Origin of the sequence: Microbacterium sp. JAI119 (assembly GCF_013410135.1) — a bacterium.
Taxonomy (GTDB): Bacteria; Actinomycetota; Actinomycetes; order Actinomycetales; family Microbacteriaceae; genus Microbacterium; species Microbacterium oxydans.
Genome location: NZ_JACCCK010000001.1, coordinates 1,232,629 through 1,251,001 on the forward strand (window position 1 = coordinate 1,232,629; position 18,373 = coordinate 1,251,001).

The following is an 18,373-nucleotide window of genomic DNA, read 5'->3' on the forward strand; positions in this document are numbered from 1 at the left end:
AGGAAACAGTGACATGAAGTTCTATGCACGAAGAATCGGGTTCTACGCGTTCACGCTCTGGGCCGCGATATCCATCAACTTCTTTCTTCCCCGGCTCATGCCGGGAAACCCCGCCGACATCATGATCGCCAAGATGCAGCGGGCGGGCGGCGACGTCTCAGAGACGACCATCCGCAATATCAGGCTCCTGCTCGGCGGCGACGACTCGTCGCTGTGGGATCAGTACCTCGCGTACTGGGGGCGGATGTTCCAGGGCGACCTCGGCGTCTCGGTGACGAAGTTCCCCACCCCGGTGACGGAGCTCATCGCCGGTGCTCTTCCCTGGACGCTCATCCTCGTCGGCACCGCGACGGTCATCTCCTTCGTCCTCGGCGTCGTGCTCGGGGCCTGGGCCGGCTGGAAGCGCGGCACCTGGGTCGACCACCTGATCCCGGCAACGACCGTGCTGCAGTCGATCCCGTACTTCTGGATGGCGCTGATCCTGGTGGCGGTGTTCGCGGTCGGCCTCGGCTGGTTCCCCATCTTCGGCGGCTACGACGTGTTCGACTTCCCCGACGGCCCCGAGCCGACGTGGGCCTTCTTCAGCGACGCCGTCGCCCACGCCATCCTTCCCGCCGTCACCATCGTGATCAGCTCGGTCGGCGGCTGGATGTTCGGCATGCGCAACATGATGGTCTCGACGCTCGCCGAGGACTATGTGCTCACGGCCGAGGCCAAGGGCCTGCGCCCGCGCCGGGTGCTCACCACCTACGCTGCCCGCAACGCCGCGATCCCCTCGATCGCCGGCTTCTCGATCACGCTCGGTTTCGTCGTGGCCGGCTCCATCGTCATGGAGCAGGTGTTCACCTACCCCGGCATCGGCAAGCTGATGTTCCAGGCCGTGACCAACAACGACTACGCGCTGATGCAGGGGCTGTTCCTCGTCATCACGCTAACGGTGCTCGCCGCCAACTTCATCATGGACCTCGTCTATGGCTTCATCGACCCGAGGGCTCGCCAGAATGTCTGACACGAAGAACCCGCTCCTCACGGAGGAGCCACCCACCGTCGCCCCTGAGGGCACCGTCGCTCTCGCCACACAGCGTCAGGAACGAAAGCGTCGCCGCATCCTGCCCAGCACCTCGCCGAAGTTCATCGTGGGCGTGTGCATCGTGCTGGCGATCGTGCTGTTCGCGATCATCGCGCCGATCTTCTCCCAGAACCCGCGGAGCACGGCCAACCCAGCGCTTCAGCCGCCGTCGGCCGAGCACTGGCTCGGCACGACCAAGCTCGGCAACGACATGTTCGCCCAGCTCGCGACCGGTGCCCAGGGCTCGCTGCTCATCGGCGTGACGGCCGGCAGCATCGCGATCGTCCTCTCCCTCCTGTTCGGTGTGCTCGCCGGCTACCTGGGTGGGTGGCGTGAAGACGGCCTCGCCCTGCTCACGAACGTCATGATCGTGATCCCCGGACTGCCGCTGGTGATGGTCATCGCCTCGTTCGTCCCGCAGCGCAGCTGGCAGCTCGTCGCCTTCGTGCTCGGCATCACCTCCTGGGCCGGGGCGGCGTACGTGCTCCGGCTGCAGACGCGCTCGCTCCGCACACGCGACTACGTCTACGCCTCGAAGGTCGCGGGCGAGCGGTCGTTCCGCGTCATCCTCGTCGAGATCATGCCGAACCTGCTGCCGCTGCTGGCGGCCCAGTTCCTCTTCGCGATCATCTTCGCGATCCTCGGCGAGGCCGGCCTGTCGTACCTCGGCCTCGGACCCAACTCGTCGATCACCTGGGGATCGATCCTCAACGACGCCCAGTCGGGGCAGGCGCTCGGACGTGGGGCCTGGTGGTGGTTCGTCCCGCCGGGACTCATGATCGCGCTCCTCGGCGCCGGCCTGTCGCTGATCAACTTCGCCATCGACGAGGTCATCAACCCGAAGCTGCGCAATGCACCCGAAGCCGCGCGCCGCGTGCGCAAGGCCGCCAAGACCAAGGGGGTCACCGCATGAGCGAGCCTGTGCTGACGGCGCGGAATGTGTCGATCGAGTATGAGGTGGATCCGCCGGTGAAGGCCGTGCGAAACGTCTCGCTGACGTTGAACCGTGGGGAGATCCTGGGCCTGGCCGGGGAGTCGGGGTGTGGGAAGACGACTCTCGCGTACGGCATGAACCGGTTGTTGAAGGCGCCGGCGTTGATGACGGGCGGAGAGATCGTGTTCCATGACCGGGACGGTCATGACATCGACATCGTGGGTTTGGATGGGGAGGGTCTTCGGGCGTTCCGGTGGGACAAGATCTCGATGGTGTTCCAGGGCGCGATGAACTCGTTGAATCCGGTGATCAGTGTGAGGGCGCAGATCTTCGACATCTTCGACACGCATCGTCCTGGGATGAGTAAGAAGGCGAAGACGGCGCGGGCGGAGGAGCTGCTCACGTTGGTGGGGGTGGATCCGTCCCGGTTGTCGAGTTTCCCGCATGAGTTGTCCGGGGGTATGCGTCAGCGGATGATGATCGCGATGGCTCTGGCGTTGGATCCGCAGGTGATGATCATGGATGAGCCGACGACGGCGTTGGATGTGGTCGTGCAGCGCGGCATCATCCGGGAGATCATGCGGTTGCGGGAGAAGCTCGGGTTCGCGGTGATCTTCATCACGCATGATCTGCCGATGTTGATCGAGATCAGCGACCGGATCGCGATCATGTTGCAGGGGCAGATCGTGGAGGAGGGGACGGCGGAGGAGATCTACCGTTCCCCGCAGCATGAGTACACGCGACGGTTGTTGTCGAGTTTCCCGTCGTTGAAGGGTGAGCGGGGCGATTTCGTGCGTACCGGTGTGAGCCAGGAGGGCGTCCGATGACCACCCATACGAATAGCACCGGGACGACGGTGCCGGGGACGGCGACGTTGGAGGCGCGGAACCTCGTCAAGGACTTCCACCTGCGTTCCGGGTTCAGGACGAGCATCCTGCATGCGGTGAAGGATGTGTCGTTCACGATCGAGGCCGGGAAGACGCTCGCTCTGGTGGGGGAGTCGGGGTCGGGGAAGTCGACGATCGCGCGGATGCTGATGAAGTTGGAGACCCCCACCAGTGGGGAGATCCTCCTCGACGGGAAACCGTCCGGGACTCGGGGGCGGGCGTTGGAGGCGTATCGCGCGGATGTGCAGATGGTGTTCCAGGACCCGTTCGCGTCGTTGAACCCGTTCCACACGATCGTGCATCACTTGGAGCGGCCGATCCGCCTGCATCACCCGCAGCTCTCCAGTGCGCAGGTGCGTGCCAGGGCGGTGGAGTTGTTGGAGCGGGTGCGGCTCAGCCCGGGGGAGAGCTTTGCGGAGCGTCGCCCGCATGAGCTGTCGGGTGGGCAGCGGCAGCGCGTCGCGATCGCACGGGCACTGGCCCCGGGGGCGCGGTTCATCGTCGCCGACGAACCGGTGAGCATGTTGGACGTGTCGATCCGGCTGGGCGTGTTGAACCTGCTTGCGGATCTGCAGCGGGAGGAGAACCTCGGGGTGCTGTACATCACGCACGACCTCGCGACCGCCCGGCATTTCTCCGATGAGATCATGGTGCTCTACAAGGGCGATGTCGTCGAGCGGGGCCCCGCGGACGAAGTCATCCTCAACCCGCAGCACGAGTACACCAAGACCCTCCTGGGAGCCGCGCCCGAGCCCGACAACCTCGGCCGCCTCCGCGACGAGGTCCGAACCGAACTCGGCATCAGCTGATAGCCGCACCGCACCCCGCTTTCGAATCGCGCTTTCGAATCGCGCTTTCAAATCGCGCTTTCGAATCGCGCTTTCGAATCGCGCGAATGGTCCCTTCCGAGTCCAGGATGGGACCATTCGCGCGATTCGAACGCGCGTCGAGCGAATCCGGCACCGACGGGCCGACCGGCTAGACTGAACCCACAACTGAAGACAGGCCGAATGACCCACGCGGGAGAGCCCCGGCGAACGCAGCCGGGCACCGAAGGAGCAAGCCTCCCCGCCAATCTCTCAGGTACGCGTACCGCGCGGTTCCGGCCACTCTGAAAAGCGATCCGTCTCATGTGCGGATCCGCCGACGGTGAAAACCCCGCCTCCGTGCACGGGTGAAGCTCTCAGGCCCATGACAGAGGGGGAGTTCCGAGGAACGGCGATGCCGCCGTTCCGCCCGACACAGCCCGGGAGAACTCCATGTCCGACCCCCGCTACACCCCGCTGCGCGAACGCCATGAGGCACTCGGCGCGTCGTTCACCGACTTCGGTGGCTGGCAGATGCCGGTGCGTTACACCTCCGACCTCGCCGAGCACCACGCCGTGCGCCAGAACGCGGGGATCTTCGACATCTCGCACATGGCCGAGTTCCTCGTCACGGGCGAGAAGGCGGCCGAGTTCCTCGACTTCGCGCTCGCAGGTCGCATCTCCGCCATGACGGTCGGCAAGGCGAAGTACTCGCTGATGCTGAATGAGAACGGCGGAATCGTCGACGATGTCATCGCGTATCGGCTCGCGGAGGACCGCTACCTCGTCATCGCCAACGCCGGCAACCGTGGCTTCGTGGACTCGGGATTCGCCAAGCGCGTGCGGGACTTTCCGTCGCTCGTCGAGCGGGCGTTTCCGCCGCTGGCTCCGGGGGAGGACCGCACCTTCGCCGGATTCCTGGGCGACCGCGGCGTCGATGTGGAGGATGTGTCCGACCTGTTCGCGCTGCTCGCCGTGCAGGGACCGGCCGCCGAGGCGATTCTCGCTGCGACGCCGGGCATCGACGAGCTGAGCACGCCCTGGGCGGAGCAGAAGTACTACGCCTGGGCGGACGCGCGCTTCCGCGGGGAGCCTCTGCTCATCGCACGCACGGGCTACACCGGGGAGGACGGCTTCGAGCTGCTGGTTCCTGCCGGCGACGCCGCAGCCCTGTGGGACGCTCTGCTGGCTGCCGGCGAACCGCATGGTCTCGTTCCTGCGGGCCTCGCCGCCCGGGACACGTTGCGTCTGGAGGCCGGGATGCCTCTCTACGGCCACGAGCTCAGCACCGACACCCGCCCCTCGCAGGCCGGACTCGGCCGTGTCGTCGTGACGGCGAAGGAGCACTTCGTCGGCAAGGAGGCGCTCTCGTCCTTCGAGGACTCGACAGAGGCATCGGAAGCGCCGGTCCTGGTCGGCCTCGTCGCCGAGGGCAAGCGGGCAGGACGCGCCGGATACGCCGTCGTCGACGAAGACGGATCCGTGCTCGGAGAGATCACGAGCGGCGCTCTCAGCCCGACTCTCGGCCACCCGATCGCGATGGCCTACGTGACCCCATCTTCCGCGGAAGAGGGAACCGCAGTATTCCTTGACGTGCGGGGAACCAAGATCCCCGCGACCGTGACCGCCCTGCCTTTCTATCGGAGGACCAAATGACCGACCTCGCCGCACTCCACTACACCGAAGAGCACGAGTGGATCGCCGCCGACGGCGACACCGTGACCATCGGCATCACCGACTACGCCGCCGAGAAGCTGGGCGACGTCGTGTTCGTCGAGCTCCCCGCCGTCGGCACCGAGGTGACCGCAGGTGCGGTCGTCGGCGAGATCGAATCGACGAAGTCGGTCGGCGAACTCTACGCGCCGGTATCGGGAACCGTCGTCGAGATCAACGACGCGGCCGTCGACGATCCGTCGCTGGTGAACGCCGCGCCCTTCGAGGGCGGCTGGTTGCTCAAGGTCTCCGTCGCAGCCGGTGCGCTGGACGGACTGCTCGACCGCGACGCGTACGTCGCACTCACGGAGGGCTGATTCACCAGTGGTCACTTTCGCCGATCGTCACATCGGACCCACGGATGCCGCGCAGCGCACGATGCTCGCGGCCCTGGGTCTCGACACCCCAGGGGCCGATGGCGCGCTGAACCCGGTCGAGGCGCTCATGCGCCAGGCCGTGCCCGCGTCGATCTACACCGGGCCGTCGTCCGACTCCCCGGACGCGCCTTCACACATCCCCTCTGCCGCGAGCGAGACCGAGGCTCTCGCCGAGCTGCGGGTGCTCGCCTCGCGCAACACCGTGAACCGACCCATGATCGGCCTGGGGTACTACGGCACCATCACGCCGCAGGTGATCCAGCGGAACGTGCTGGAGAACCCGTCGTGGTACACGGCCTACACGCCGTACCAGCCGGAGATCTCCCAGGGGCGTCTGGAAGCGCTCATCAACTTCCAGACCATGGTCGCCGAACTCACCGGGCTCACGACGGCCAATGCGTCCATGCTCGACGAGTCGACCGCGGTGGTCGAGGCGATGCTGCTCTCGCGGCGCGCATCGAAGTCGGCGTCGACCGTGTTCGCGGTCGACGCGGATGCGCTCCCGCAGACCAAGGCGATGCTCGCCACGCGCGCGGAAGCTCTCGGTATCGACATCGTCACGGTCGATTTCGCCGCGGGCGAGGAGCTGCCCGCCGACCTGTTCGGTGTCTTCGTGCAGTACCCCGGCGCATCCGGTCGCGTCTGGGACCCGTCGGCCGTGTTCGACGCCGCGCACCTCTCCGGCGCTCTCGCGGTCGCGGCCGCCGATCTGCTCGCTCTCACCCTCATCGCCTCTCCCGGCTCACTCGGCGCCGACGTGGCAGTCGGCACGACCCAGCGCTTCGGCGTGCCGATGGGCTTCGGCGGTCCGCACGCCGGCTACATGGCCGTCCGCTCCGGCCTCGAGCGTCAGCTCCCCGGTCGCCTCGTCGGAGTGTCGGTCGATGCCGACGGCAAGCCCGCGTATCGTCTCTCGCTGCAGACGCGCGAGCAGCACATCCGCCGCGAGAAGGCCACGTCGAACATCTGCACCGCCCAGGTGCTGCTCGCCGTCATGGCGTCGATGTACGCCGTGTACCACGGTCCGGACGGGCTGCGGGAGATCGCGACCCAGACCACGGCGAAGGCGGCGCTGCTGCGTGACTGGCTGACCGAGGCAGGGGTGGAGGTCGTGCACGCGGACTTCTTCGACACCCTGCAGGTGCGCGTGCCCGGTCGTGCGGCGGAGTTCGCCGCTCGGGCCCATGACGATCACGGGATCCTGCTGCACGTCGCCGACGCCGACACGGTCGGCATCGCCGTCGACGAGACCACGACCCTCGGCGAGCTGCACCACGTCACGGCTGTCTTCGGCGGCAAGAACGACCGCGCGTTCGGCATGTTCGGCGGGGACAAGCTGCGGGGGCTCCCGGAAGACCTGCTCCGTCAGGACGAGTACCTCACGCACCCGGTGTTCCACTCGCACCGCTCGGAGACCGCCATGATGCGGTACCTGAAGAGTCTCTCCGACCGAGACTACGCACTCGATCGCGGCATGATCCCGCTGGGCTCGTGCACCATGAAGCTCAACGCCGCCACCGAGATGGCTGCCATCACCTGGCCCGAGTTCGCCGGCATCCACCCGTTCGCCCCGGCGTCCGATGTGCAGGGCTACCTCGAGCTCATCGACCAGCTCGAGGGCTGGCTCGCCGAGGTCACCGGTTATGACGCGGTCTCGCTGCAGCCGAACGCCGGTTCGCAGGGTGAGCTCGCGGGTCTCCTGGCCATCCGCGGGTACCACCACGCGAACGGCGACACCCACCGCACCGTGTGCCTCATCCCCTCGTCGGCCCATGGCACGAATGCGGCATCGGCCGTGCTCGCGGGCATGAAGGTCGTCGTGGTCGCGACGGACGAGCTCGGCAACGTCGACCTCGACGACCTGCGCGCGAAGATCGCCCAGCACGCCGACGACCTCTCGGCTCTGATGATCACCTACCCCTCGACGCACGGTGTGTACGAGGAGCAGGTCGTCGAGATCACGGCCGCCGTGCACGACGCGGGCGGACAGGTGTACGTCGACGGGGCCAACCTCAACGCGCTGCTCGGCTACGCGCGCTTCGGTGACCTGGGCGGCGACGTCTCGCACCTCAACCTGCACAAGACCTTCGCCATCCCGCATGGTGGGGGAGGTCCCGGCATCGGTCCGGTGGCGGCGAAGTCGCACCTCGCCCCCTACCTTCCCTCGCACCCGCTCGCACAGCGCGCCGAGCACTTCGGCGGCTACACGTTCGATGGTGGTGTGATCTCGGCCGCTCCTTACGGTTCCGCGGGGATCCTGCCGATCTCGTGGGCGTACGTCCGCATGATGGGTGCCGACGGTCTTCGTCGTGCCACGGCGGCAGCCGTGCTCTCCGCCAACTACATGGCCGAGCGTCTGGGCGGCCACTTCCCGGTGCTCTACACGGGGGAGAACGGTCGCGTCGCGCACGAGTGCATCCTCGATCTGCGTCCGCTCAAGGAGGCGACCGGAATCACCGTCGACGACGTGGCCAAGCGCCTCATCGACTACGGCTTCCACGCTCCGACCATGTCGTTCCCCGTCGCGGGCACGCTCATGGTCGAGCCGACGGAGTCGGAGGATCTCGATGAGATCGAGCGCTTCATCGAGGCCATGATCATGATCAAGGCCGAGGCGGAAGCCGTGGCGGCGGGGCGCTGGCCCGCGGACGACAATCCGCTGGTGCATGCACCGCACACCGCGGTATCCCTCATCGCGGGGGAGTGGGAGCACCCCTACACGCGGGAGGAAGCCGCCTACCCCGTCCATGCGCTCGTCGCCGGCAAGTACTGGCCGCCCGTGCGTCGCATCGACCAGGCGTACGGCGACCGGAACCTCGTGTGCGCCTGCCCGCCGGTGGAGGCCTTCGCCTGAGCCGGTGCGCATCTGAGCAGACGGTGTCGCGCTTCCGTGCGGAAGCGCGACACCGTCCTGTGTTTCCCGGTGTTTCCAGGTGTTTCGCGGGTGTTACGGATGGTCACCACTCAGTAACAGTTCGTTAGCTGAAGGCGGCGGGGGGCCAAGCGGCGGGTTACGCTCAGGTATCCCTGCGTGCTCGATGATGAGCGCGCAGACTCAGCACTGTCCACAGGAGGACGAAAAGTGAAACGAAACAGGATTGCCCTCGCGGGCAGCGCTCTGCTCGTGGTCGGCGCCCTGGCGCTGGCCGGTTGCGCAGGCGGGAACGACTCCGGCGATGAGGGCTCCAAGGGCTCGGCGTCGGCGATCATCTCGGCGAACGGAGGCGAGCCGGAGAACGCGCTGATCCCGACCAACACCAACGAGGTCAACGGCGGCAAGATTCTCGACTCCGTCTTCGCAGGTCTCGCCTTCTACGACGGCGACGGTGCTCTCGTCAACGACATGGCCGAGTCGATCACGGTCGACGCGCCGAACAAGGTCACGGTCAAGCTGAAGGAGGGCAACAAGTTCACCAACGGTGAAGACGTCGTCGCCCACAACTTCATCGACGCGTGGAACTACGGTGCGCAGCTCTCCAACGCGCAACTGAACCAGTCCTGGTTCGCCGACATCGTCGGCTTCAACCCCGACGCAGACTCCGAGCTCACCGGTCTCACCGAGGTCGATGACCAGACCTTCACGATCGACCTGAGCAGTGACGTCGCCTCCGACTTCGTGACCCGCCTCGGCTACTCGGCGTTCTACCCGCTGCCCGATGTCGCCTTCGAGGACATGGACGCCTTCGGCGAGAACCCGATCGGCAACGGCCCGTACATGCTCGCCAAGGAGGGAGCATGGCAGCACGACGTCCAGATCGACCTCGTCAAGAACGATGACTACAAGGGTGAGCGCGTCGCTCAGAACGGCGGCCTGACGCTGAAGTTCTACACGGCTCCCGAGGGCGCGTACGCCGACCTGCTCGGCGGCAACATCGACGTCATCGACCAGATCCCCGAGGCTTCCCTCGCGGTCTTCGAGGACGAGCTCGGCGAGCGGGCGACCAACCAGCCCGCGGCCATCTTCCAGTCGTTCACCATCGGTGGGCAGCTCCCGCACTTCTCGGGCGAAGAGGGCACCCTGCGCCGCCAGGCCATCTCGCTGGCGATCAACCGCGACGAGATCACGAGCAAGATCTTCGCCGACACCCGCACCCCGGCGAGCGACTTCACGACGCCCGTCATCGACGGCTGGAGCGACAGCGTTCCCGGTTCCGACGTCCTGAAGTACGACCCGGAGAAGGCCAAGGAGCTGTGGGCGAAGGCTGACGCCATCTCCCCGTGGTCCGGCACCTTCCAGATCGCGTACAACTCCGATGGTGGACACCAGGTGTGGGTCGACGCGGTCTCGAACTCGCTGAAGAACACGCTCGGCATCGAGGCGTCGGGCGCACCGTACGTTGACCTCGCCACGCTCCGCGCAGCGGTCAACGCGCGTGACGACGCGGGCAAGCGCACGATCCAGACGGCGAACCGTTCCGGATGGCAGGGCGACTACCCCGCCGTCTACAACTTCCTGCAGCCGCTCTACGGCACGGGTGCATCGTCGAACGACGGTGACTACTCGAACCCCGAGGTGGACTCTCTGCTCGCAGAGGGTGCAGCGGCCACGAGCGCGGACGACGCGAACGCGGCTTACGAGAAGGTCCAGGAGATCCTCTTCAACGACCTCCCGGTCATCCCGCTCTGGTACCAGAACTCGATCGGTGGCTTCGGCGACTCGGTCGACAACGTCACCGTCGGCTGGAACTCGGTTCCGCTCTACTACGAGATCACCAAGGCCGAGTAGGCCCTTGGAGTGAACGGCAGCGAGGCGGTGGCGGCGACGTCACCGCCTCGCGTCGTGCACTCCGGCTGACTCCGACTCCACGAAAGGAGCAAGGATGCTCGCCTACACCCTGCGGCGACTTCTTCAGCTGATCCCGGTCTTCTTCGGTGCGACGCTTCTCATCTACGCGCTCGTCTTCCTGATGCCGGGTGACCCGATCGCGGCGCTCTTCGGTGACAAACCGCCGAGCCCGCAGCTGCTCGCCACGATCCGAGCGCAGTATCACCTGGACGACCCGTTCCTCGTCCAGTACTTCTACTACATCACCGGCGTCTTCAAGGGCGACATGGGAACGACGTTCTCCGGTGAGTCCGTGAGCACCGTGCTGGCACGCACGCTCCCCATCACGGGACGTCTGGCCATCATGGCGATCGCGATCGAGTTCACGCTCGCGATCATCATCGGAACGCTCTCCGCGCTCCGCAAGGGCAAGCTGTTCGACCACGCCTCGCTGATCGTCTCGCTCGTCTTCCTGTCGATGCCGATCTTCGTCATCGCCTTCCTCGCGCAGTACTTCCTCGCGATCAAACTGGGCTGGTTCCGTCCGACCGTCGGTGGCCAGAACGACTGGGGCGATCTGTGGCTTCCCGCCATCGTGCTGGGGCTGAGCCTGTACGCGACCAGCATGCGGCTCATGCGCGGGTCTGTGCTCGACACCCTCAACCAGGACTGGGTGCGCACGGCATACGGCAAGGGGCTGTCACGCAATCGCGTGATCCCCGTGCACGTGCTGCGCAACTCCCTGATCCCGGTGATCACCAACTCGGCGACGAACTTCGGTGTGCTCCTCGTCGGAGCGACCGTGACGGAGTACATCTTCAACATTCCCGGCGTGGGGCAGACCCTGTTCCAGGCGACGTTGAGGCACGAAGGACCGACGATCGTCTCCTTCGTGACGGTGTTCGTCATCATCTACGTTCTCGTCAACCTGCTCGTGGACCTGCTCTACGGGCTGCTCGACCCGAGGATCCGCTATGTCAAGTGACCGTCCCTCTCATTACGTCGCACCGGTGGTGGCCGAACAGCCGCCGACGGATGCCATCAACGTCAAAGGCAAGCCTGCGAGTCTCTGGCGGGACGCGTGGACCGATCTACGCCGTCGCCCGTCGTTCTGGATCTCGCTCGGCATCGTCGCGCTCATCCTGCTGATGGCCCTGTGGCCGACGCTCTTCACGCAGACGCCTCCGAACAACCAGTGTGAGCTCGGGAACTCCAATGCGGGACCGGCCGCCGGCCACCCCCTGGGCTACACGTTCCAGGGCTGCGACATCTGGTCGCGCATCGTCTGGGGCTCGCGCACATCGATCAGCGTCGGCCTGCTGGCGACGATCATCAGCTCGACTCTCGGTCTGATCATGGGTGCCTTCGCCGGCTACTACGGAGGATGGCTCGATGCCGTGCTCTCCCGCGTCGGCGACATCTTCTTCTCGATCCCCTACATCCTCGCGGCGGTCGTCGTGATGACGGTGTTCGCGCAGTACCGCAACGTCTTCACCCTCGCCCTCGCGATCGGTGGGTTCGCCTGGGCCGCGACGGCGCGTGTCGTCAGGGCGGAAGTGCTCAGAGTGAAACAAGCGGACTTCGTGATGGCGTCGGCCGCGCTGGGGAAGGGGCGTTTCGGCACCCTTCTGTCCCACGTGATCCCGAACGCGTTCGCTCCGCTGCTCGTACTGGCGACCCTGGCACTGGCCGGCGGTATCGTCGCGGAGGCGACCCTGAGCTTCCTCGGTGTCGGTCTCGGAAGCGACGTCATGTCCTGGGGCAACGACATCAGCCAGGCACAACGCTCGCTGCGTGTCGCGCCGATGGCACTGATCTATCCGTCGATCGCGCTCACCATCACGGTGCTCGCGTTCATCCTTCTGGGGGAACTCATCCGAGACGCCCTCGACCCGAGGGCGAGGACACGCCGATGAGTGAAGCAACGACCCCGCTGCTGAGCGTCCGCGATCTCACGGTCGCGTTCGACACGCAGAACGGCACACGACAGGTCCTGCATGGGATCAGCTTCGATGTCATGGCAGGGGAGACGGTCGCGATCGTCGGCGAGTCCGGTTCGGGCAAGTCGACGGCTGCGACGTCCATCATCAAACTGCTGGCCGGCACCGGAAAGGTCACCGGCGGGAGCATCACCCTGGACGGCGAGGAGCTCACGCACCTCTCCGAGCGGGAGATGGAGCGCATCCGCGGCAAGGCGATCGGCTACGTGCCGCAGGACCCGATGTCGAACCTCAACCCCGTCTGGAGCATCGGCTTCCAGGTCGAGGAGGCGGTCCGTGCCAACGGCCTCGCCCAGGGACGCGCGGCGGTCCGGGCTCGGGCGATCGAGGTGCTCCAGCAGGCGGGGCTCGCTGACGCGGCCAAGCGACTGCGCCAGTTCCCTCACCAGTTCTCGGGCGGTATGCGCCAGCGAGCGCTCATCGGGATCGGATTGGCCGCGGACCCCCGGCTTCTGATCGCGGACGAGCCCACCTCGGCCCTCGACGTCACGGTGCAGCGCGTCATCCTCGACCACATGGCGAGCCTGACCCGCGACCGCGGAACCTCGATGCTGTTGATCACGCACGACCTCGGACTCGCAGCCGAGCGCGCGGAGCGCCTGATCGTGATGCAGAACGGCACCATCGTGGAGTCGGGACCGAGCCGGGAGATCCTGCAGAACCCGCGGCATCCGTACACCAAGCGCCTCGTCGCCGCCGCGCCCAGCGTGGCATCGCAGCGCATCCAGGCCGTGGTCGAGGACCGCGGTGTGGAGACGCTCGAGGATCTCGCCGCCATCCCGCCCACGGTGCGCGTGGCCGGCCTCACCAAGGATTACCGCATCCGACAGGGCGGTTTCCGCAGCGAGATGTTCCGCGCCGTAGACGACGTGTCGTTCGAGATCCCGCGCGGGAAGACGCTGGCTCTCGTCGGCGAGTCGGGCTCGGGCAAGTCGACCGTCGCCAAGATGGTCCTCAAGCTGGAGGACCCGACGTCGGGGACGATCGAGATCGACGGCATGGACGTGTCCGGGTTCTCCCGCGCACAGTCCTTCGGTCTGCGCCGGCGCATGCAGCCGGTGTTCCAGGACCCGTACGGTTCTCTGGATCCGTTGCGCAATCTCGAGAACACCATCGCCGAACCGCTCGAGATCCACGGTGTGGGTGATCGCACTTCGCGTCGAGAGCGCGTGCGTGAGCTTCTGGATCAGGTGTCATTGCCGCAGGATCTGGCAACCCGCTACCCGAGCGAGCTGTCGGGTGGACAGCGCCAGCGGGTCGCGATCGCGCGTGCTCTGGCGCTCAAGCCGGACATCGTGGTGCTCGACGAGGCGGTCTCCGCTCTGGACGTGCTCGTCCAGGCGCAGATCCTCAGGCTGCTGGCCGACCTGCAGACGGAGCTGGGCCTCACCTACCTGTTCATCACGCACGACCTCGCGGTGGTGCGTGTCTCGAGCGATCTGGTCTGCGTCATGGAGCGCGGCCGGATCGTCGAGCAGGGCACGGTCGATGAGACCTTCGCGAACCCGAAGCAGGAGTACACGAGCCGTCTGCTCGAAGCGATCCCCGGTGCGTCCATCCCTCTGGGTGGCCTCTGATCGTGGCGATGCCGAACTCTCCCGAGGACGGGCGGACCTTCCGCTCGTCCTCGGGCACGGTCGTCATGGTCGTGAGCCTCGCTCTGGCGGTGTTCCTGCTCGGCGACGCCGTCGTGCGCGGAGGCTGGGGGCAGACGCTGCTCCTCGCACCGTGGGTGCTCCTCGGCCTGTGGATCATCTACGAGATCAGCTTCGTGTCGATGGTCCGCATCAGCGACGACGGGGCACTCGTCCAGAACATGCTGCGGCGCACCGAGTTCGGTTGGCACCGGGTCCGTGACATCGACCTGCAGTGGCAGCTGCGGTTCTCGCTCGACGATGACACGGAGCTCACCTGCTGGGGTGGACCGGCGCACGCGCGTCCGAGACGAAGCAAGATGCGCGACGAGGAAGTGCAAGTCTCCGCGTCGTTGCGCGGCCTGACGGACATCCGCGACCGCTGGCAGGCTGCTGCGGGTCACGCGGCGAGTGCGCCGATCCGTCGCTCCTGGGACGCCAGGGCGCTGTCAGCGCTCGGGATCATCGTCGTGTGGGCGGTCGTCGCCGTGATGATCGCCTCCGCAGGCTGAGATACTTCCCACTTCCCCGCACACGTGCCCCCTGCCGTCTCACGAGGACAGGGGGCACGTTGCAATACGGTTCGGGGCCGGTTCAGGAGTAGGAGAACCAGTACCCCGGCTGGCCGCTGCGGTGCACGCAGGAGCCGACGCTGTAGCCCTCCTGCATGAAGATCCGTCGTTCGGCCTGGCAATAGGACAGATCGGTGAACGGGCCGAACCAGCTGGCGGCCTGCGCTGCAGCGGCCCCGCCGAACACCATTCCCGTGACGAGGACGATGCCTGCGGCCGTTGCGGACAGTTTCTTCTTCATTCGAATCCCCCCGGATTGTCGTACCCACGTCGTCGTGGGTGCCCCGAGCCTAGGGGCGAGGTCCGACGGGTGTCAACGGATCGAGGCGACGGGCTGATGCCCGCCGCCTCGATCCTCGATGATGCTCAGTACGTCTGGAAGTACCAGCCTCCGGTGCCGGGGATGCAGGGGGCGGCCTTCCCCCCGCCCCTGACATAGTCGGTGCGATCGGCGTTACACTGCGCCGCCGACGAGTAGGGCCCGAAAACACTTGCCGATGCGGGCGCGACGCTGAGCAGCGTGATCCCTGCTGCGATGGCGATCGCGGCCCCCGCCTTGGTCATCCTGTTCATCTTCATGAGACTTCCCTCCGTTTTCCGTCGTTGGAAGCCTTCAGGCTAGAGCACTCCGTCAGCGAAGGGGGAGAGCCATCCCACCCGTCGTCACTCAGCCGGGGAGACCGAACAGCTCGGGCCACATCGCCGCGGCCCATGGATACCCGACGAACGCGGCCGCGTCGATCAGGAAGTGCGCGACGAGGAAGGGCATCAGCCGCCCGCTGCGGTGATACAGCCAGCCGAAGAGCAGCCCCATCGCGAGGTTGCCGACGAACGCCGGGTATCCCTGGTACAGGTGGTAGCTCGCCCGCAGGACCGACGTGGAGATGATGATCGTCCACGGACTCCACCCGAGTTGTCGCAGCCGTGTGAAGAGGTATCCGAGCACCACGAACTCCTCCTGCAGGGAAGCGCGGGCCGCCGCGAGCAGGAGAACCGGGACGGTCCACCAATACGCGTCTATCCCGGCAGGATCGATGGCCACGGTCAGTCCGAGCGCCCGGCCGGCGAGATAGAGACCGAGCCCGGGGATGCCGATCGCGAGCACGAGCAGGATGCCGCGGCCCGCATCCTTCGCGACACCGGTGCCATCCAGCCCCAGACGCGCCAGATGGGGGCGTCGCGACTGCCACAGCAGGAAGCACACCAGCACGACGGGGACGAGCGAGAACCCGATCGCGAGCACCTGGTAGATGAGGTCGAAGATCTCCCTGTCGCTCCGAGACGGGTTGAGCTTCGCCACCTGATCGGCGATCGGCACGTCGTCCGTGAGGCGGTAGGCCAGTTGGACGATCGCGTAGACCGCCGACTGGCCGAGACCCAGCGCCAGGACGATCGCGATCTCCCACCACAGTCGAGCACGGGAGGGGGCGGGGGAGAGGTCGGGGAGTTCCCACGGAGCCTGCGGTCGGGTCACGATCTCGATGCTACGACCTGCTTTTCAGGAACCGGCCCCGAGCTTGCGTTATCCTGGAACGTCGGCTTCCCGGCGAAACCCCACATCTTTTAGGACACCTGCATGGCGCACGCCCTCCGTTCTGACCTCCGCAACGTCGCAATCGTGGCGCACGTCGACCACGGCAAGACCACTCTCGTCGACGCCATGCTGCGTCAGACGGGTTCCTTCGGCGAACACGCTCACGTCGATGAGCGCGCCATGGACTCGAACGACCTGGAACGTGAGAAGGGCATCACGATCCTCGCCAAGAACACGGCGATCACCTACAAGGGCAAGCACGCCGGCGGCAAGGAGATCACGATCAACGTGATCGACACCCCCGGCCACGCCGACTTCGGTGGCGAGGTCGAGCGCGGCCTGTCGATGGTCGACGGCGTCGTGCTGCTCGTCGACGCCAGCGAGGGTCCGCTGCCGCAGACCCGCTTCGTGCTGCGCAAGGCTCTCGAGGCCAAGCTGCCCGTCATCCTCCTGGTCAACAAGACCGACCGTCCTGACGCGCGCATCGCCGAGGTCGAGGAAGAGGCGCACGACCTGCTGCTGGGTCTCGCGTCCGACCTGGTCGACGACGTGCCCGACCTCGACGTCGACGCTCTTCTCGACGTGCCGGTGGTCTACGCCTCCGGTCGTGCCGGCGCCGCCTCGCAGAACCGTCCCGCCGACGGCACGCTTCCGGACAACGACGACCTCGAGCCGCTCTTCGAAGCTATCCTCGAGCACGTGCCGGCGCCGGAGTACGACGACGAGCACCCGCTGCAGGCCTGGGTCACGAACCTCGACTCCAGCCCGTTCCTCGGCCGTCTCGCCCTGCTCCGCATCTTCAACGGCACCCTCAAGAAGGGGCAGACCGTCGCCTGGGTGCGCGCTGACGGCACGCACCAGAACGCGCGTGTCACCGAGCTCCTGAAGACCCGTGCACTCGAGCGCTACCCTGCCGAGTCCGCAGGCCCCGGTGACATCGTCGCCATCGCCGGCTTCGAGAACATCACGATCGGCGAGACCATCGCCGACCCCGAGGACGTCCGTCCGCTTCCGGCCATCACGGTCGACGACCCCGCCATCTCCATGACGATCGGCACCAACACCTCGCCGCTCATGGGCAAGGTCAAGGGGCACAAGCTCACGGCTCGCATGGTCAAGGACCGTCTCGACAAGGAGCTCATCGGCAACGTCTCGCTCAAGGTCGTCGACATCGGACGCCCGGATGCCTGGGAGGTGCAGGGTCGTGGAGAACTGGCCCTCGCCATCCTCGTCGAGAACATGCGTCGCGAGGGCTTCGAACTCACCGTCGGCAAGCCGCAGGTGGTCACGAAGAAGATCGACGGCAAGACCTACGAGCCGTTCGAGCACCTCACGATCGACACTCCGGAGGAGCACCTCGGCGCGATCACGCAGCTGCTCGCGAACCGCAAGGGTCGCATGGAGAACATGACCAACCACGGCACCGGCTGGGTGCGCATGGAGTTCATCGTCCCGTCGCGCGGCCTCATCGGCTTCCGCAGCGAGTTCCTGACCACGACCCGCGGCACCGGTATCGCGAATGCGATCTCGCACGGCTACGAGCCGTGGGCCGGCTCCATCACGACGCGTCAGAACGGCTCGATCGTCGCTGACCGTCAGGGTGTCGTCACCCCGTTCGCGATGATCGCTCTGCAGGAGCGCATGTCGTTCTTCGTGCAGCCCACGCAGGAGGTCTACGAGGGCATGGTCATCGGCGAGAACTCGCGCGCCGACGACATGGACGTGAACATCACCAAGGAGAAGAAGCTCACCAACATGCGTGCAGCGAGCTCCGACACCTTCGAGTCGATGACGCCTCCGCGCCAGCTGACGCTGGAGGAGAGCCTCGAGTTCGCCCGCGACGACGAGTGCGTCGAGGTGACCCCCGAGGTCGTGCGCATCCGCAAGGTGAACCTCGACGCGAACACGCGTGCACGCGAGACCGCGCGCCTGAAGCGCCAGGACGCGAGCGTCTGAGAACAGCCTCGGACACGCTCCGAGTGAGAGGGCCCCGTGCCGCCGAAAGGCGTGCGCGGGGCCCTCTTCTCATGTAAATCCCAGGTGAGGGATTGTTTTCGTTCAGGTTCATCGTTCAGAGTGGTT

At 66.5% G+C, this 18,373-nt stretch carries 16 protein-coding genes and 1 riboswitch; of the genes, 13 read left to right on the forward strand and 3 right to left on the reverse strand.

Annotation, left to right across the window (positions count from 1 at the left end; genetic code table 11):
* The first annotated feature begins 13 nt into the window (after positions 1-13).
* The 12 genes from HDC31_RS06025 (at position 14) to HDC31_RS06080 (ending at position 14,697) form a co-directional block, all read left to right on the forward strand.
* Positions 14-1,009 carry an ABC transporter permease gene (locus HDC31_RS06025; RefSeq protein ID WP_058631908.1) on the forward strand — a complete coding sequence of 332 codons (996 nt, stop codon included), beginning with the start codon at positions 14-16 and terminating at the stop codon, positions 1,007-1,009.
* Positions 1,002-1,982, forward strand: a complete 981-nt coding sequence (locus tag HDC31_RS06030; RefSeq protein WP_058631909.1) for an ABC transporter permease — start codon at positions 1,002-1,004, stop codon at positions 1,980-1,982. The genes HDC31_RS06025 and HDC31_RS06030 overlap by 8 nt, the downstream gene beginning before the upstream one ends.
* Positions 1,979-2,830 (forward strand): ABC transporter ATP-binding protein, encoded by an 852-nt coding sequence (locus HDC31_RS06035; RefSeq protein WP_113681678.1) that lies wholly within the window; start codon positions 1,979-1,981, stop codon positions 2,828-2,830. The genes HDC31_RS06030 and HDC31_RS06035 overlap by 4 nt, the downstream gene beginning before the upstream one ends.
* Positions 2,827-3,699, forward strand: a complete 873-nt coding sequence (locus HDC31_RS06040; RefSeq protein ID WP_113681679.1) for an ABC transporter ATP-binding protein — start codon at positions 2,827-2,829, stop codon at positions 3,697-3,699. Before HDC31_RS06035 ends, HDC31_RS06040 begins: the two co-directional genes overlap by 4 nt.
* A gap of 201 nt (positions 3,700-3,900) precedes the next feature.
* A riboswitch (glycine riboswitch) is annotated at positions 3,901-3,995 on the forward strand.
* A gap of 154 nt (positions 3,996-4,149) precedes the next feature.
* Positions 4,150-5,352 carry a glycine cleavage system aminomethyltransferase GcvT gene (locus HDC31_RS06045; RefSeq protein ID WP_113681680.1) on the forward strand — a complete coding sequence of 401 codons (1,203 nt, stop codon included), beginning with the start codon at positions 4,150-4,152 and terminating at the stop codon, positions 5,350-5,352.
* On the forward strand, positions 5,349-5,726 hold the full coding sequence (gcvH, locus tag HDC31_RS06050; RefSeq protein WP_046749583.1) for a glycine cleavage system protein GcvH: 378 nt from the start codon (positions 5,349-5,351) through the stop codon (positions 5,724-5,726). The genes HDC31_RS06045 and gcvH overlap by 4 nt, the downstream gene beginning before the upstream one ends.
* Positions 5,727-5,787: 61 nt before the next feature.
* Positions 5,788-8,640 (forward strand): aminomethyl-transferring glycine dehydrogenase, encoded by a 2,853-nt coding sequence (gene gcvP, locus HDC31_RS06055; protein WP_218867623.1) that lies wholly within the window; start codon positions 5,788-5,790, stop codon positions 8,638-8,640.
* Positions 8,641-8,868: 228 nt separating this feature from the next.
* Positions 8,869-10,512: an ABC transporter substrate-binding protein gene (locus tag HDC31_RS06060; protein WP_046749582.1), complete on the forward strand. Its 1,644-nt coding sequence runs from the start codon at positions 8,869-8,871 to the stop codon at positions 10,510-10,512.
* 94 nt (positions 10,513-10,606) lie between these two features.
* Complete coding sequence (locus HDC31_RS06065; RefSeq protein WP_179515908.1) at positions 10,607-11,536, forward strand: ABC transporter permease; 930 nt, start codon at positions 10,607-10,609, stop codon at positions 11,534-11,536.
* Positions 11,526-12,467, forward strand: coding sequence for an ABC transporter permease (locus tag HDC31_RS06070; RefSeq protein ID WP_179515909.1), 942 nt, complete (start codon positions 11,526-11,528; stop codon positions 12,465-12,467). The genes HDC31_RS06065 and HDC31_RS06070 overlap by 11 nt, the downstream gene beginning before the upstream one ends.
* On the forward strand, positions 12,464-14,128 hold the full coding sequence (locus tag HDC31_RS06075; RefSeq protein WP_113681682.1) for an ABC transporter ATP-binding protein: 1,665 nt from the start codon (positions 12,464-12,466) through the stop codon (positions 14,126-14,128). The genes HDC31_RS06070 and HDC31_RS06075 overlap by 4 nt, the downstream gene beginning before the upstream one ends.
* Positions 14,129-14,136: 8 nt before the next feature.
* Positions 14,137-14,697 carry a PH domain-containing protein gene (locus tag HDC31_RS06080; protein WP_113681686.1) on the forward strand — a complete coding sequence of 187 codons (561 nt, stop codon included), beginning with the start codon at positions 14,137-14,139 and terminating at the stop codon, positions 14,695-14,697.
* Between the two features lie 82 nt (positions 14,698-14,779).
* On the opposite strand, the gene HDC31_RS06085 is transcribed toward HDC31_RS06080, so the two are convergent.
* The 3 genes from HDC31_RS06085 to HDC31_RS06095 form a co-directional block, all read right to left on the reverse strand.
* Complete coding sequence (locus HDC31_RS06085) at positions 14,780-14,998, reverse strand: hypothetical protein (RefSeq protein ID WP_046749578.1); 219 nt, start codon at positions 14,996-14,998, stop codon at positions 14,780-14,782.
* Positions 14,999-15,123: 125 nt separating this feature from the next.
* The gene (locus HDC31_RS06090) at positions 15,124-15,336 is read right to left on the reverse strand and encodes a hypothetical protein (protein ID WP_046749577.1); all 213 of its coding nucleotides are present in this window, start codon (positions 15,334-15,336) and stop codon (positions 15,124-15,126) included.
* A gap of 88 nt (positions 15,337-15,424) precedes the next feature.
* Positions 15,425-16,231: a CPBP family intramembrane glutamic endopeptidase gene (locus HDC31_RS06095; RefSeq protein WP_179515910.1), complete on the reverse strand. Its 807-nt coding sequence runs from the start codon at positions 16,229-16,231 to the stop codon at positions 15,425-15,427.
* 102 nt (positions 16,232-16,333) lie between these two features.
* Between HDC31_RS06095 and typA the strand changes: the two genes are divergently transcribed.
* Positions 16,334-18,247: a translational GTPase TypA gene (typA, locus tag HDC31_RS06100; protein WP_046749575.1), complete on the forward strand. Its 1,914-nt coding sequence runs from the start codon at positions 16,334-16,336 to the stop codon at positions 18,245-18,247.
* Positions 18,248-18,373 lie beyond the last annotated feature (126 nt).